9 protein-coding genes are annotated in these 13,913 nt (G+C 68.7%); 3 read left to right on the top strand and 6 right to left on the bottom strand.

Annotated features, from left to right (window positions below):
• Positions 1-177: 177 nt before the first annotated feature.
• The 4 genes from ACIQZN_RS29615 to ACIQZN_RS29600 form a co-directional block, all read right to left on the bottom strand.
• Positions 178-3,864 (bottom strand): SpaA isopeptide-forming pilin-related protein, encoded by a 3,687-nt coding sequence (locus ACIQZN_RS29615; RefSeq protein ID WP_404000231.1) that lies wholly within the window; start codon positions 3,862-3,864, stop codon positions 178-180.
• Positions 3,865-4,032: 168 nt separating this feature from the next.
• A complete protein-coding gene (locus tag ACIQZN_RS29610; protein ID WP_404000229.1) occupies positions 4,033-4,782 on the bottom strand; it encodes a L,D-transpeptidase family protein in 750 nt (249 codons plus the stop codon).
• Between the two features lie 122 nt (positions 4,783-4,904).
• Positions 4,905-5,756: a hypothetical protein gene (locus ACIQZN_RS29605; protein ID WP_404000226.1), complete on the bottom strand. Its 852-nt coding sequence runs from the start codon at positions 5,754-5,756 to the stop codon at positions 4,905-4,907.
• 52 nt (positions 5,757-5,808) lie between these two features.
• Complete coding sequence (locus ACIQZN_RS29600) at positions 5,809-6,915, bottom strand: Dyp-type peroxidase (protein ID WP_404000223.1); 1,107 nt, start codon at positions 6,913-6,915, stop codon at positions 5,809-5,811.
• A 131-nt stretch (positions 6,916-7,046) separates the two neighbouring features.
• Here ACIQZN_RS29600 and ACIQZN_RS29595 point away from each other — a divergent pair, with 131 nt between their 5' ends.
• Positions 7,047-8,297 carry a nitrous oxide reductase family maturation protein NosD gene (locus tag ACIQZN_RS29595; RefSeq protein ID WP_404000220.1) on the top strand — a complete coding sequence of 417 codons (1,251 nt, stop codon included), beginning with the start codon at positions 7,047-7,049 and terminating at the stop codon, positions 8,295-8,297.
• A gap of 414 nt (positions 8,298-8,711) precedes the next feature.
• Positions 8,712-9,404, top strand: a complete 693-nt coding sequence (locus ACIQZN_RS29590; protein WP_404000217.1) for a hypothetical protein — start codon at positions 8,712-8,714, stop codon at positions 9,402-9,404.
• Positions 9,405-9,622: 218 nt separating this feature from the next.
• On the opposite strand, the gene ACIQZN_RS29585 is transcribed toward ACIQZN_RS29590, so the two are convergent.
• Positions 9,623-10,045 carry a hypothetical protein gene (locus tag ACIQZN_RS29585; RefSeq protein ID WP_404000215.1) on the bottom strand — a complete coding sequence of 141 codons (423 nt, stop codon included), beginning with the start codon at positions 10,043-10,045 and terminating at the stop codon, positions 9,623-9,625.
• A 160-nt stretch (positions 10,046-10,205) separates the two neighbouring features.
• On the opposite strand from ACIQZN_RS29585, the gene ACIQZN_RS29580 reads away from it, so the two are divergent.
• The gene (locus ACIQZN_RS29580; RefSeq protein WP_404000212.1) at positions 10,206-12,299 is read left to right on the top strand and encodes an NB-ARC domain-containing protein; all 2,094 of its coding nucleotides are present in this window, start codon (positions 10,206-10,208) and stop codon (positions 12,297-12,299) included.
• Here the strand turns inward: ACIQZN_RS29580 and ACIQZN_RS29575 are convergent.
• Positions 12,287-13,912 carry a translation initiation factor 2 gene (locus ACIQZN_RS29575; RefSeq protein WP_404000209.1) on the bottom strand — a complete coding sequence of 542 codons (1,626 nt, stop codon included), beginning with the start codon at positions 13,910-13,912 and terminating at the stop codon, positions 12,287-12,289. The genes ACIQZN_RS29580 and ACIQZN_RS29575 overlap by 13 nt on opposite strands.
• Position 13,913: the final 1 nt, after the last annotated feature.

Below are 13,913 nucleotides of genomic sequence, written 5' to 3'. Positions count from 1 at the left end.
GGCAGCTGCGGATCGGGGAAGTCCTCGCTCCTCCACAGCAGCCCTGGCCTCCCTGCCGCTCACCCGGCGCCACGTCGAGATCCAGCACATCCGCCGCGACTGACGGAGGCACACGTGAAGCGGCCCTCCCGCCTCGGTGAGGTGGGAGGGCCGCTCCGGTGGGCCGGTCGGGACCGGTTACTTCTTCTTGTTGGGGGGCTGCGGGCGGTTCTTCAGGGTGTACGTGACCTTGTCGTGGTCCGAGTCCACCTCGATGGGGCCGGTGACCGGGTTCCTCGGGAGGACGTATCCCTCGGGTGCGTCGGTCTCGACCAGGTAGTAGGAGCCGGACTCCAGCCCGGTCCAGGTGCACCGGCCGCGGCCGTTCGTGGCGCAGCCGCTGTCGATGAGGGTGTCCGGGTCGTCACCGGTGCGCTGCAGGCCGTCGGTGCCGTTGGTCTCCTCCCACAGCTGGAACACCGCGCCCTGGAGGGCGTCACCGTTGTCGGCGTCCTTCTTGTTGACGGTGATGCTGTGGCCCGGGGTCTTCCAGTTCCACGGGTCGCTGTCGTCGACGGGGTCGCCGCTGGTCGCGCCGTTCCCGTTCACCGTGGCGTTGTCCGTGTGGAGTCGGCCCGCCGACACGCCGGTCACGACGGCGGTGCACTTGAAGGAGGCGCCGACCTCGAACACGGTCGGGTTCTCCTCGGCGAAGGTGGCCTCCCACCGGACCGACCGGCCCGCCGGGTCGTCGGCGCTGGTGCCGTCCGGGAAGTCGCAGTGCAGGTCCTTGACCTGGCCGTCACCTGCGGTGACCTCGTCGGTGACCGTGATGTGCACCAGGTCCTCGGTGCCGTTGTTGACGATGGTCATGTAGACCGGCTCGTCCTGCACCTTCGGGCCGATCACGGCGTCGGCCGGGGTGTCGGCGTCGGAGTCGGTGCGCTCGTCCTTCTTCTCGATGTCGATCGAGGGGACCCGGCGCTCGTTCTTCTGCTTCACCGAGAACGACGGGTTGGCGTCGTCGATGGTGAGGGGGCCGACGACGGGCTCGTCCGGCAGGAGGTATCCGTCCGGTGCGGCCGTCTCGACGGCGTAGTAGGTACCGGGGTCGAGGTTGCGCCAGCGGCAGACACCACGGGCGTTGGTGGTGCAGGCGTCACCGACCTGTGTGTCGGGGTTGGCGCCGTCGGTCTGCAGGCCGTCGGTGCCGTTCGTCTCCTCCCACAGCTGGTAGGTGGCACCGGGCAGCGGATCGCCGGTCTTCGCGTCGACCTTGTGCACCGCGATCCGGTGGCGCGGGGCGTTGGTGAGCTGCACGGTCTTCGACGTGGTTCCGGCGTCCAGGGTGAACGGTCCGGTCACGCGCTGGGCGGGGAGCATGTATCCGGCGGGCGAGGACACCTCGTAGAAGTAGTACTCACCCGGCTCCAGGCCGGTCCAGTCGCACACCCCGTCGGCTCCGGTCGTGCAATTCCCGTCCACCTGCGTGTCGGGGTCCGCCCCGTTCCGCTGGAGTCCGTCGGTGCCGTTGGTCTCGCGCCACAGCTGGAAGACCGCACCGCGCAGCGGTTCGCCGGTGTCGACGTCCGTCTTCTCGACCTTGGCCTCGAAGTCGGCGTTGAAGCCGAAGTCGTACGAGTGGTTGTTCTCGCCCGGCCCGCCGGTCGTGAACGTGTGCTCGGGGTACGTACCACCGGCCGGGACGACGCCGTCGCTGTCGATGAAGTCGTTGGTGCCGGCGTCGGGAGTGGTCGGGACCCACTTGTAGAGCGGGCCGCCCTCCGCGTAGTCGTCGGGGTTGTCGACGGCGACCTTGTACTCGGTGTCCGGGTTCCAGGCGTCGGCCGGGACGTTCCCGGTGAGCGTGGAGTCGAAGTAGTACTCACCGCGGTCGCTGGTCGTCGTCGAGGCGATCTTCGTACCGCTCTCGTCGTAGAGGCTGACGGTGGCGCCGGGGACCGGAGCCTCGCCCGGGTCCTGGATGCCGTCCTTGTCGACGTCGTACCAGACCCGGTTGCCGATCTGCAGCGGCGCGAGGTCGCACAGGACCTCCATGTCGCCGATGGAGCCGCCCTTGCCGAACGAGGTCGCCAGCTGGTTTCCGTCGTCCGCGCCGCTGGTGCCGTCGGTGCGGTCGAGGAAGGCCACGCCGCCGGTGCGGATGTTGGAGATCGGGTCCATGCCGGCGACGGCGATGTCCGTCTCGGGCTTGCTCAGGGCAAGGCCGCCGTCCGTCATCTCGTCATGGGTGAGGCGGTTGTCGCCGGGGTAGAACTCGAGGACGTCGTCGGGCTCGCCGCCGTTGTTGTCCGGCGTGCCGTTGTTCCGGCAGCCGCCGTTGCCGTCCAGGACGAACGTTCCGCCGGTGAGGCAGGCGCGGTTGATGTCACCGCCGAGCATGTGCGACTGGAAGTCGCCGCCCGGTGCCATCTCGACGTTCTGGCCGCCCTGGTCGGGGAAGCGGTCGCGGAACCCGAGGATCAGCGCGCCGTCGGTGTCGACCTCGATGTCCATCATCAGCGGCTGCGGGAACCCGTACTCGTACGTGCAGGTGTTGCCGTTCTGCTGACGCGTGGTGTCGTCGGACCAGGTGAACCAGCCCGCTCCCGGGCACTCCGCGCTGCCCTCGTATGCGGCCCCGCGCGGGAAGTCCAGTGCGTCGTTCATGATCACGTCACCGAACGTGCCCGCCGCGGGGTCGTACTTCATCACCACGGCACGCATGTCGTCGCGACTGCCCGTGCTCTCGCCCGAGCACACCCCGCCGACGTAGACGACACCGTCCTGCACGTCGAGGGCGCCGGGACGCCAGTCGGCGGCGCCGCCCGCGCAGCCGGGGTCGGGGATGACCACCGAGCGCTTGGGCGCGGAGCCGTCCGCGGTGTCGTAGGTGTACAGCGTCTTGTCGCTGAGCCCGACGACGTAGAGCTCGGACCCGTCCGGGTTGACGTCCAGGTCGCCCAGCGAGGTCTTCCCGGCCTTGGGCGCGAACGCCAGGTCGTGGTACGTGTCGTTGTCGTGCGTGGTGTTGCCGTCGTCACCGGGCACCGTGGCGAACTGGGAGGTCTCGTTGGTGGCCGGGTCGGTCACGTAGACCGCGTTCGGGCCGCCGGGTCCGAACTCCGACTGCCGCTTGCTGAACGCGGCGCTGTAGAGCTTCTTGTGGATCTTGTCGTACCCGAGGCCGTTGATGGCTCCGGTCTGCGGCGACTGGGCCTTCGTCTCGGCGCCCACGTTGTCGCCACGCCCGTTGAACGGAACGGTGACGAGGGTGCGGTCCTCCGGGTCGTACGGCCCGCCCTGATCCGTCGCCGACCCGGTGTTCCCGGTGTTGTCAGGAAGCAAACAGGTCGCCAGCGTGGGATTGGACTGGCAGTAGTCGTCCGGGTTCCAGAACCCGGTCGTCAGCTCGACGTTCTTCCCGCCGGACAGGTCCACGAACTCCTCGGCGGAGGAAAGTTTCGTCGGAGCGCCCGCGAGCCCTTCGGGGGACGCGAACGCGGGGGAGAAGATCGTCGCATCCGGGTTGAGGGCCTGCACCCGGTACTTTCCGCCGGTCAGGGTGGTTCCCGGCGCCAGCTCCACCGTGCCGTCGGCGCCCGTCGTGCCCGTGACCGAGACGCCGGCGTCATCCGTGAGCGTGACCTGCACGCCGCTCCAGCCGGGCTCCAGGGCGGCATCCCACGCCCCGTTCGCATTCACCTCTCGCACGACGCGAACAGTGACGGTCCCGTCGCCCGCGTCGCGCGGCTTCGCCTGGGCCACGGACCCCGGCAGGGCGCCCCCCCACGCGGTGCCGGTGGCGGTGAGCACCGCCATGGCGCCCATGGCGGCCCTGCCCCAAGGGTGCCGCCCCTTGTGTTTGCTGCGTCTCGCTGTCACTCGCGGACTCCTCACCCGGACGAACAGCCGCGCGCCGTACACGCGGCAGGTCCGGACAGCGTCCACGTAAATTGTTGGCGATTTATTACATTACGGGCGTTTCTTCGAGGATTCCGCCCGTCCGGGCCAGGCGGCTCGTACGTGGGTTCGGGTGCTCGCGGTGAAGGCTCAGTCGTCGAGGGCGGCGAAGCCCTGGGCGATGAGCAGATCGTCGGAAGGCAGGCCGCGCTGATTGGTGCCCGGCTTCTTGCCCCAGATGTACACCTGGTCATCGACGTGCAGCAGGTCCCAGAGCGCCTTGGCGTCCTTGATCCGCATGTTCACACAACCACCGGAACCGGAGGTGAACAGGTCGTGGTCGGTGCCGTGGATGGCCTGACCGCCGTCGAAGAACTGGGCGTACGGCATCGGCGCATTGTCGTAGAGGTCGGAGACATGGTCGATGTGACGCCAGTAGATGCTGTGCCACCCGGTCCGGGTCTCCGTGGTCCGCAGACCGCTGCGGATCGGCGCCGGGGCGAAGCGCAGCTCACCCGTGTCGGCGCCCTGCACCCACAGCACCTGCCGGTTCAGGTCGACGCAAGTGACGCGGTAGCTGCGGACCGGGCACTCCTTGCGGGCGTTGGGGTCGCGGCGGACCTCGTCCACCAGGAACATGCGGTACGTCTCGACGTCGGCCTTGCCCGTCTCCTTGAGGCCCAGACGCTTCTGCAGGGCGCGTACCGCCTCGCAGTCCTGCACCGAGGCGCGGCCGTCCTGGGGAAGCCCGAGCTTCTCCTCCAGCTCCCACTGATAGGCGCCTGTCTGAGGGATGCACTCCGCTTCCCGGGCCCCGCCCGCGCCCTCTGCCACGGAGACGTTGGTGGTGAGGAGGCCGAGGGCGACGAGAGCGGCCGAGCCGAGGCGGAGCACACGCATGCCACATTCCCTTCGGGGTGAACGTTCCGGAGCGAACGTCTGGTGTCATTCAGGCGCGTGAAGAGAGCGTCGGCATGTGCGGCTGGTCCAGGTGGCGCAACAGCGCGACCGCCGAGGGGCAGTCAGTTCCCGGACATCTTACGGCTGGAGGGCGCCGGGACGCCGGGCACCTGGCTCCACGGCGCGGACGGAACCGCGTGCCGGAGCCTGGAAGCGGTGAAGTCGATCACGCCCGGGCGCGCCTGCCCCGGCAGCTGTGTGGTGACCCGGCGCAGTTCGCCGTCGGCCGAGACGAAGAACCGGAGCGGTGAATCGCCGGTGCGGCGCGGTGCGGCGGACGGTTGACCGTCGCCGCTGTGCGCTGTCGGACGAGGGGCGGCGAAGACGTCGTACGCGCGTCCGTCGATCTCGGCCGTCCCCGTCCAGCGGGCTCCGGACTGGGCGAGGAGCTGCGCGTTCTCCGGACGGTCCCGGCCGAGGAGCATCGACAGCTTGAGCATGGAGTCGAGCGGGTCGGAGGTGTACCGGCGCGGGACCCAGTCGGATGTGCGCATGTGCGCGGCGTCGGACAGGTCGAGCCGTGCCGGACGGGACGCTTCCCTCTGCGGGCCCGGCTGCCCCGACGGCTGGTCGAGGGCCACGCCGACCCCGGAGCCGTCCCATGCCAGCAGCCCGCCGCCGGCCCCGTCGAAGCGGCCCACGGCGTGGTGGCTGCGGTAGTCGATGACTCCCTCGACGCCGATGGTGCGGTCGCGCAGCGGCACGGTGATCTCGATGCCGGCCGGACTGGCCTCGAAGCGGCTCAGCCGGGCGAGGGCGAACCGTTGCGCCTCGGCGGTGGTCACGCGGTGGGGCGGTGTCGAGGCGTCGTCGGTCAGGTGGACCACCGTGGTGACGGCCGCCACCGCGAGGAGCGAGCCGGCTGCGGTCAGCACCACCGGCACCGCCGGGATCCGGCGCATCAGGGAACGCATGGAGCACCTCGTCGGTCGTGGGGTTCGGAGGGAGCGGAACGGGGAACGCCGGTCACCAGAGCGAAGCGCCCAGGGGCAGCCCGGGACGCGCCCCGGGCAGGACGAACGCCACGGCGGAGGCCGTGTGGAGTGTGAACCGGGAGAGGGCGTCGGCCGTGGCCAGACGTTCCTGCACCCGTACGAAGAGGCCGGGGTCCTTCATGAAGGCCAGGAAGAGCAGCCCCTGGTCGTCGGCGTCCTCGGCGTAGCTGTAGCCGCGGCGCAGCATCTGCGCCCCGCCGTCCAGACGCGGGTGGGCCAGTCGCACGTGCGCGTCGGCCGGGACGACGTACTGCCCGTCCGGCGTCTTGGCGAACAGATTGATGGCGTCGCTCGCCCGGGCCCCGCCGAGCGGCACCCCGTCGAGGCGTCGCCGGCCGATGGCCCGGTCCTGTTGCGCGGCTGTCAGCTTCCCGAAAGCATCCACATCCATGCGGATCCGGCGATAAATGAGATAACTACCGTGGGCATCAGCGCCTTTGGAGACGTACACCTGCTGATTCGCCTCGTCACCCACGGGGTTGCCAGTGCCGTCGAGAAAGCCGAACAGGTTTCGCGGCACCTCGCCCGGGGAAGTCGGCGGCAGGAATCCATGCTGTCGCCAGCGTGGTGTCAGGGCGGAAGCGGCGGCACGGTCCAGGGCGGAGGCGGCCCCGACGCACGTCCACTGGTCGTTCGCGCACAGTTGGACGAGCACATCGCCGTCGGAGATGCCGGGACGCAACTGCTCACCGGCGAAGGCGGGCAGAGGTCGCAGGAGACTCGGAGGCCGAAGGCCGAGACGGTCGGGGAGCCGAGGCCCGACGGCGACGGTGGCGGTCAGGTGTGAGGCGCCGGCGGTCGCCAATCCGACGCCGGGCGCGGCGTGTTCCGATTCCTTGCCGTCCAACAGGCGGGTCCACCGGGCGAACACCTCGCGCACAGCCTGCCGGGCGGCGGATCGCGTGGTTCCGGGGGCGACGTCGTACGACAGCAGCAGGACGCACGACTGCGCCGGCGAGGTGACCCCGGCTTGTCTGACCCCGTAGAAGGAGGAGCGCGGCCGCCCCTCGTTGTCGGAACGTACGTCGCCGGAGCAGGCGCTCACGGACAAGGCGGCGGAGGCGGTGGTGGCGATCATCCGGCGTCGGCTGAATGTGCGCATCCCCATCCCTGGATGTCTTATTTGCTTAGTAATTGCAAGATGCGGCGTTTTGTCGCCGGGGCAGTGCAGTGGACGGTACACCTGATGCCATGCCCTTGCCTTCACGTGTGAGCCGGACGGCCCGAGTTGTTCTCGCCCTGCTGGCCGTCTCGGTGGCGGCGGCCGGCTGCGGCGCCGAAGAGAGCGACGACCGGCCGGGTCCGCGCGACCGGCCCGCGGTGATCCGGGTGCCTTCCGATGCCCCGACCATCCAGCGAGCCGTGGACGCCGCCGAGCCGGGAGACCTGGTGCTCGTCGCGCCGGGTGTCTACAAGGAGGACGTGTCCGTACGGACTCGGGACGTGGTTCTGCGCGGAGCCGACCGCAACAAGGTCGTGATCGACGGGGAGTTCAAGCGGAGCAATGGCGTCACCGTCACCGGCGCGGGCTCGGTCGTGGAGAACCTGACCGTACGGAACCATCTGGCCAACGGCGTGCTGTTCACCGGAGTGACCGACGCGGCCCTCCAGGGCAGCGGGGCGGGCGGCGAACTCTACGACCCCCTGGACACGGCGAAGTTCCCGCCGCTGAAGGGATTCCGGGGCTCGTACATCACCGCGTACAACAACGCCCTGTACGGCATCTACGCCTTCGACGCCCGCGACGGCGTCATCGAGCACTCCTACGCCTCCGGGCAGGCCGACTCCGGGATCTATGTCGGCCAGTGCCGCCCCTGCAATACGACGGTGCGCCGCAACACCGTGGCTCACAACGCGGTGGGCATCGAGCTGACCAACGCCTCGGAGAAGCTGACGGTCGAGGACAACGAGGTGCGCCGGAACCGCGTGGGCCTCACCCTCAACTCCAACGACCTCGAAGCGCTGGGCCCGCAACGCCATGCGCTGATCCGCCGGAACGTCATCGCCGACAACAACGAGCCCTCCTCGCCGGCCCAGGCGGACGGCGGCTTCGGCCTCGGCATCGGGATCGGTGGCGGCGTCGGCAACCGGATCGAGGACAACACCATCACCGGGAACCGTTCCACCGGGCTCCTGCTCCGCGACGAACAGGGGTACCCGGCCCGCGACAACGCGGTACGCGGCAATCGCGTCCACACGAACGGAACCGACCTGGTGCTGGCGGTCGCCGCCCTCCGAGGCAACTGCTTCACCGACAACGGCAAGCCCGCGACAAGCCCCCGGACCTGGCCGCCCACCTGCGGCAAGGAAGACCAGGACGCACCCGTCACCCAGGGCCAGGGGACCCCGGTGACCCCGCCCCCGGGCATGTCCTTCCGCTCCGTACCGCCCCCGCAGCCCCAGCCCCAGCGCCCCGGCCGCGCCGCGGACCGGCCCAGGGCCGCTATCGGACTGCCGTAAACGCGCGGCCTTCGGCAGGCTCACCGAAAGCCGACCCCGGAAACCACTCAGGGGCCAGGTACTTCTCGTCTACCAACAGGTCAAGCGTCGCCTCCTCATGGACCGCCACCCCGAGCGCTGCCATGGCAGGGGGCAAGACCTGCGTCCCGCACCGCGCTGACGGGCCCACCCACCAGCGGCAGGGCGGCTCCGTCGATGACACGCACCACGGCGTCCGCTTGAGCAGCACGTCCTCGTCGTACGGGCGCAGCCGCCTGCGCATGGTTTCGGCCTGTGCCGTGAAGGGTGTGACGGCACAGGCGGTGGCCCCAGGAGGGAGCTGGTCCAGCAGATAGTGGAGGCTGTCGTGCATTTCGCGGATCTCGCCAGTGGATTGTTGTGCGACTGGCGGAAGCCGTCACGTACCTTCGGGGCATGGGGGAGCAGCGAGGTTCTGGCAATGAGGTGAGCGGTGGCCACTTCACTGGGCCCGTGATTCAGGCGGGAACCGTGCGTGGCGACGTGTCGGTGTCGGCGCCTGTGTACGAAACGGCGAATACAGTGATCCGGGAAGTAAGGACGATGCGATTCGTTCCGATGCTGTATCGGGTTCTGGCATCCCTTGCCGGGTGTTCGACTGTGTATGGAACCAGCCGTGGTGACACACCGCTCCGGGGAGCTATTGCTGCATGCAACGCCCTCGACATACCTTCGGACTGGATGGCGCCCGCCGCGAGCTGGATCGCTGAACGGTCCGGCCTCGTGGGGGGCATGGCCACCTTGTTGGTCCTGGTCGGACTCCTGACCGTGCCGAAAGCGCACCATCTCGGTGGTGACTTGGGCGAAACGCTGGAGTGGCGCGGGCCGTCGTCCACCGTGCTGGGGCTTGCGCTGCTGATGCAGTGCGGATCAATGTGGCAGGGTTTGCTGGCCATCGCACCAATTGTTGCATTTGGGATCTGGGTGGTCGGCCGGGAGAGAATGCCCGGAGAACGGTCGCAGCGTGTGGAAATCGCAGTAGGCGGGGTCATCCTTGCCCTGGCGTTCGCGCCCCTCTATGCGTTTCTGTGGCTTTTCGGCCGGGAGGCACCCAGGGGGGACGCGAGTCGGCGCCCGCGTCGGCCCTAGAAGAGAGCGGCCATGATGGCTTCGGGAGAAATCGGTGCCCCACAAGCGTGTATATGTCTGCCAACTGCCGGGGTCGCGGAACCATTCGCCGACGAACGGCGCCCACTCAGCTGCCGGAATCGGCGCGTGAGCCCGAGGCCGCGGCCGGTGGCGGCCTCGGGCAAGGCTTGCCAAGAGGCGGGATGGCTCAGGTACGGCGATGGCCTTTTACCGCGTCGTCAGCGGTTGTTGTCCCGAGTCATGTTGAAGGTGAGGCTGGAGAATTCTCCTCCCTGGAGTACAGGGCCGTTTTGAGTTCCTCCGCTGATGGTGTTGTGTACCTCACTGCCCGAGCTGGTCTGGGCATGCCGCCACCACTCTTCGAGTAGAGCACGGAACTCCCCGTCCAGAGCGGCCCGTACGCCCAGTGCCGTCGCCAGTGCCTGGGCGCGCAGCGGGTCTGCAGGGTTGTTCTCCAGGTCCGCGATCTCCAGTTCGCCCGAGCTGACCCCAGATGATCCGTCCGGCTCAACGTCCCGTGCTGCGCCGCGCTGGAAGGGGCGCCTCACCAATGCGGTGAGGCCTTGCCACGCCTGGCGGCCGGCTTCCCCGCCGACGTTTCCGGCCAGTGCCGTCAGTGCTGCTGCGGTGATCGGGTCCATGCCAGCCTCCCTCGGTCGGTGTCCGATCGTCACACCCTAGGTCGGTGGCGCGGAGTGGCGCAGAATTTGCTGTGCATCCAAGGCCCTTGCGGTCCACCTCCAGCGCTCCTGGTTGAGACATCACACCCTCATCTCATGGATGAGGCAATACTGTTGAGGCATGGCCGACGAGACGTGCAACAGCCTGGACGGCCGTGCGGAGGTCGTCGTTCAGGCCGGACGCATCGGAGAGTTGCATCAGCATCTGCACGGCATGGGTGCTTCGACGCCGCCGGTTCCGTTCCAACTCCCACCGGCACGCGTGCGGTTTGAGAACCGGCGTGTCGAGCAGGAGCGCATCACTCATGCGGTCGAGACGCACGCGGCCCATGCAGGGCCGCTCGTCATCGCGCTGACGGGGATGGGCGGGATCGGTAAGACCGCCCTGGGCTTTCATGTGGCCCGCCGTTCCACCGATCGATACCCCGACGGGGTCCTCTACCTCGACCTGGACGACCTGCGCCGGGACGGTGCTGTGGAGATCACGGACGCCGTCGGGGAGCTCCTGACCGGCTTGGGCGTACAGCCGGAGTTGCTGGAGAGGTCTCTCGCCGGCCGTACGAAGCAGCTCTGGACCAGGACCCGGGGCAAGCGGCTGATCGTAGTGATCGACAATGCGCGGTTCGGAAGTGAGGTGACACCGCTTCTCCCTGCGTCGGACCACAGTCTGACGATCATCACCAGCCAGGGTGCCCTGTACGACCTCGACGGCACTGCTGTGGCCGAAGTTCCTGTGGGTCCGCTGGCGGTGGAGGACGCGGTCCGGCTGCTCAGGCATCTCGTGGACGATCCACGGCTGTCGGCGGAGCCAGGTGCACTGGTCGAGTTGGCGAGTGGGTGTGGTGGCCTGCCGGCCGCGCTTCAGGTGGCCGGTCAGTGGGTACGCAAGTACCGCAGGCGGAGCCTGCCCCGGCTCGTCGCCGAGCTGACGGCGGAACTGCACGCGAAGGGCATTCCCATGGTCGAAGCCGTGTGGGACGCCGCGTACTCAGGACTGGGGCCTGAAGCCGCGCGACTGTACCGGCTGCTCCCACAACTTCCGGGGCCCGTGGTCGAGGAGTCGACCGCTGCCGTGCTCCTCCATTGTGATCCATGTCGGGCGGCAGACGCCCTAGAGGAACTCGAGTCGGCGGGGCTACTGGACGGCAGGACCGACGACTGGCGTATGCACTCCCTCCTGCGGGGCCACGCTGAGCGCCGTGTGCAGCAGGAAGACCCGGACGGGCGGGATCGCGTACGAGCTCGCCGCGATCTGAGTTCCTGGTACAGGCGTCAAGCCGCTCGGGCGGATCTCCTGGCCGCCGGCCCGCGGATGACCTTTGCGAGGTTGCCCGAACCAGTGGGTCCCGACTCGCGCGATATCGATTTCCCGGGCAGGACGGAAGCGCTGCGGTGGCTGGAGTCACACCGGCTCGCCCTGTACGGATGCGTCAGGCTCGCCTTCGAGGCGGGGCTCTATGAGGACGCCTGGGCGCTCTGCGAGCCGTTGTGGACCCACTTCCTCGACCACCCGCACTACGCCGACATCACGGACACTTTTCGCATGGGCGTGGCTGCCGCAGACCGGACGGAGTTCCTCCCGGCCATGGTCCGGATGAGGTGCCAGCTGGCCCGGCCGCTATGGGAGCAGGGGCTGTATGACGAAGCCGCGGAGCAACTGGTGCATGCGCTCAACGGCTCGGAAGCGCTGGGGGCATCGCCCCTGGAACGCAGGCTGAGTGCCTCGACAGTGGAATTCCGGGGCCTACTCAAGTCCGAGCTCGGAGACTGGTCCGGTGCAGCCGCAGATTTCGAAGCGGCGAAGGCGGTCCACGCGGAGGCAGGGAACGCGTACGGCGTGCTGCTCCAGACCTACCTGCTGGGCAAGACCGCCTTGCGGCGGGGGGAGTGCCGGGAGGCGGTCAAGCTACTGGAAGTGGCCCACGCGATGGCGCGGCAGCAGCAGCGGGAGCGCATGACAGCTCGAGCTGGGTTCGAACTGGGCCGCGCACTGAGGCTGGTGGATAGGGAACAAGAGGCGCACGTGTTGGTGCGCGCGGCTCTCGTCGACGCTCGCGCTCGGGGCTCGGTTACGGACGAGGCACGGGTTCTGGAGGAACTCGCGACTCTGGCTGAAGACCGTGGTGACGCCGACACCGCCGAGCTGCACCGCCGGGCTGCTAGGCACGTCACGCTGCAGGCCGGAGGCATCCCCTCCGACGGTCAGAGCTCGTAGTCGAGGTCGTCCGCGTCGGCAGGATTCAGGTGCACGCGCACGGTCATCGGCCCGGTGTCGCACAGGAGCGGTACAGGAAGTGACCAGTTCGTGTTGGCGCTGAGCCATGCGTGTACCGCCGACACCACGGCCGTTGGATCGGTATGAGACACATGGCCCCGGTCACGGTGAGGTTCTACGCGGAGGCTGAGCAGACCGGCCGTACGGTTCCTGAGCAGGCAGCGCTGGGGTGACAGGATTGCGGCTGCTGTTCTGCAGCCCGGCGCCTCCTCCAGGACATGGGCCGTCCAGCCCTCAGCGGTCCAGGCCGTGTGTTGCACGGTGGGGCCGACGGCCCGGGCACGGCGCCAGAGAAGGGCGGCACTCTGAACCTGGCGTGGTCCGGCCGTGGGATATTCGGCGGCCAGGTGGTGTACGGCCTCCTGCGTGTGCGCGGGGAAGCGTTCGAGAGCGATCCGGTGACCCGATACATGGGCCTGTACCGCGAAGGCCCGAGGCTGACGCGGTGTCGTAAGTGGCTGGGAGAACGCTGGTGCATCCAGTGGGCTCGACGGGGGTTGCAGCCCGAGCATCTGGTAGAGCTGCTGCCGCAGTAGTCGGAGTGCCTGACCCTGCCGGGCGAAGGCGACGGCGGCCTGGTCGCGGGTGTCCATGGTTCGGGATTCCCGGAGAGCGTCCGCCAGGCCGGAGGCTGCCGACAGCCTGGGCGCGGAATCCAGCAACCGTGCCATCGGGCTGCCGGGGATCAGCTCGCGGCTGCCGTCGTAGGCGCTGATGATCGGGCGGCCGAGGGCCGCCGCGTAGAGAGCCGTGGAGCCGTGGTCGGAGACGACCGCATCGGAAGCCACCAGGACTGCCGCCCATTCCTCGTAAGGGTGGGTGAGGACCAGCCCCGCCTTGAGAGCAGGGGCGAGCCAGCGGGAAAGATCGAAGAGTCCGGTCTTGCTGTACTCGTTGGGGTGCACGATCAGGGCGACCTGAAAGGCATCGCGGGGCAGGATCCTGGTGAGTTCGGCGGGCAGGTCTGGTCGGCGGGCGAGGAGCGAGTCCGGTCCCCACGTGGAGGTGAGGACGATGAGCTGTCGCGGTCCCGTTCCCAGCGCAGCGCGGTAGTCCTGACGGTGGGGGACCGATGCGAGGAGACGGTCCAGGGTGGGATCTCCCACTACGGCGGCCCTGTCGGCAGCCGGCGGACAGTGAAGCGCCAGGCGAGCGACTTGCTCTTCGTGGGCCAAGGCATGGAGATCGGCCCAGGGTTCGCCGTCGACCAATAGATAGTGGGGGTCCAGGCCGGAGGGTACTTCGGGCGAACCGTCGTTGCTGATGGATTTGTTGAAGCCGGCCCCGTGTGGAAGCAGTGCCCGGGGCCCTGACAGTTCGTGGAGTTCACCCTTCGGGCTCGAAGTCAGGACCAGGTCGTGACTGACGCGGCGAGCTTCGTCCCAGGGCAATATGCGGGCACCCGAGCCGTCCAGAGCCACGAGAGCATCAACGTCGAAGTGTGATCCGGGGAGCAGCGTGAACCGGATGGTGACGCGAGTGTCGCCATCGAAAACGGGCAACACGTCGAGGAGCCGATGCAATGCGCCCGCAGAACGTACAGCGACGAGCACT

It is taken from the genome of Streptomyces sp. NPDC097595 (assembly GCF_044761525.1).
GTDB lineage: Bacteria > Actinomycetota > Actinomycetes > Streptomycetales > Streptomycetaceae > Streptomyces > Streptomyces drozdowiczii_A.
Note: the sequence above shows the minus strand (reverse complement) of the source record. Positions and strands in the feature narration are given on the sequence as shown.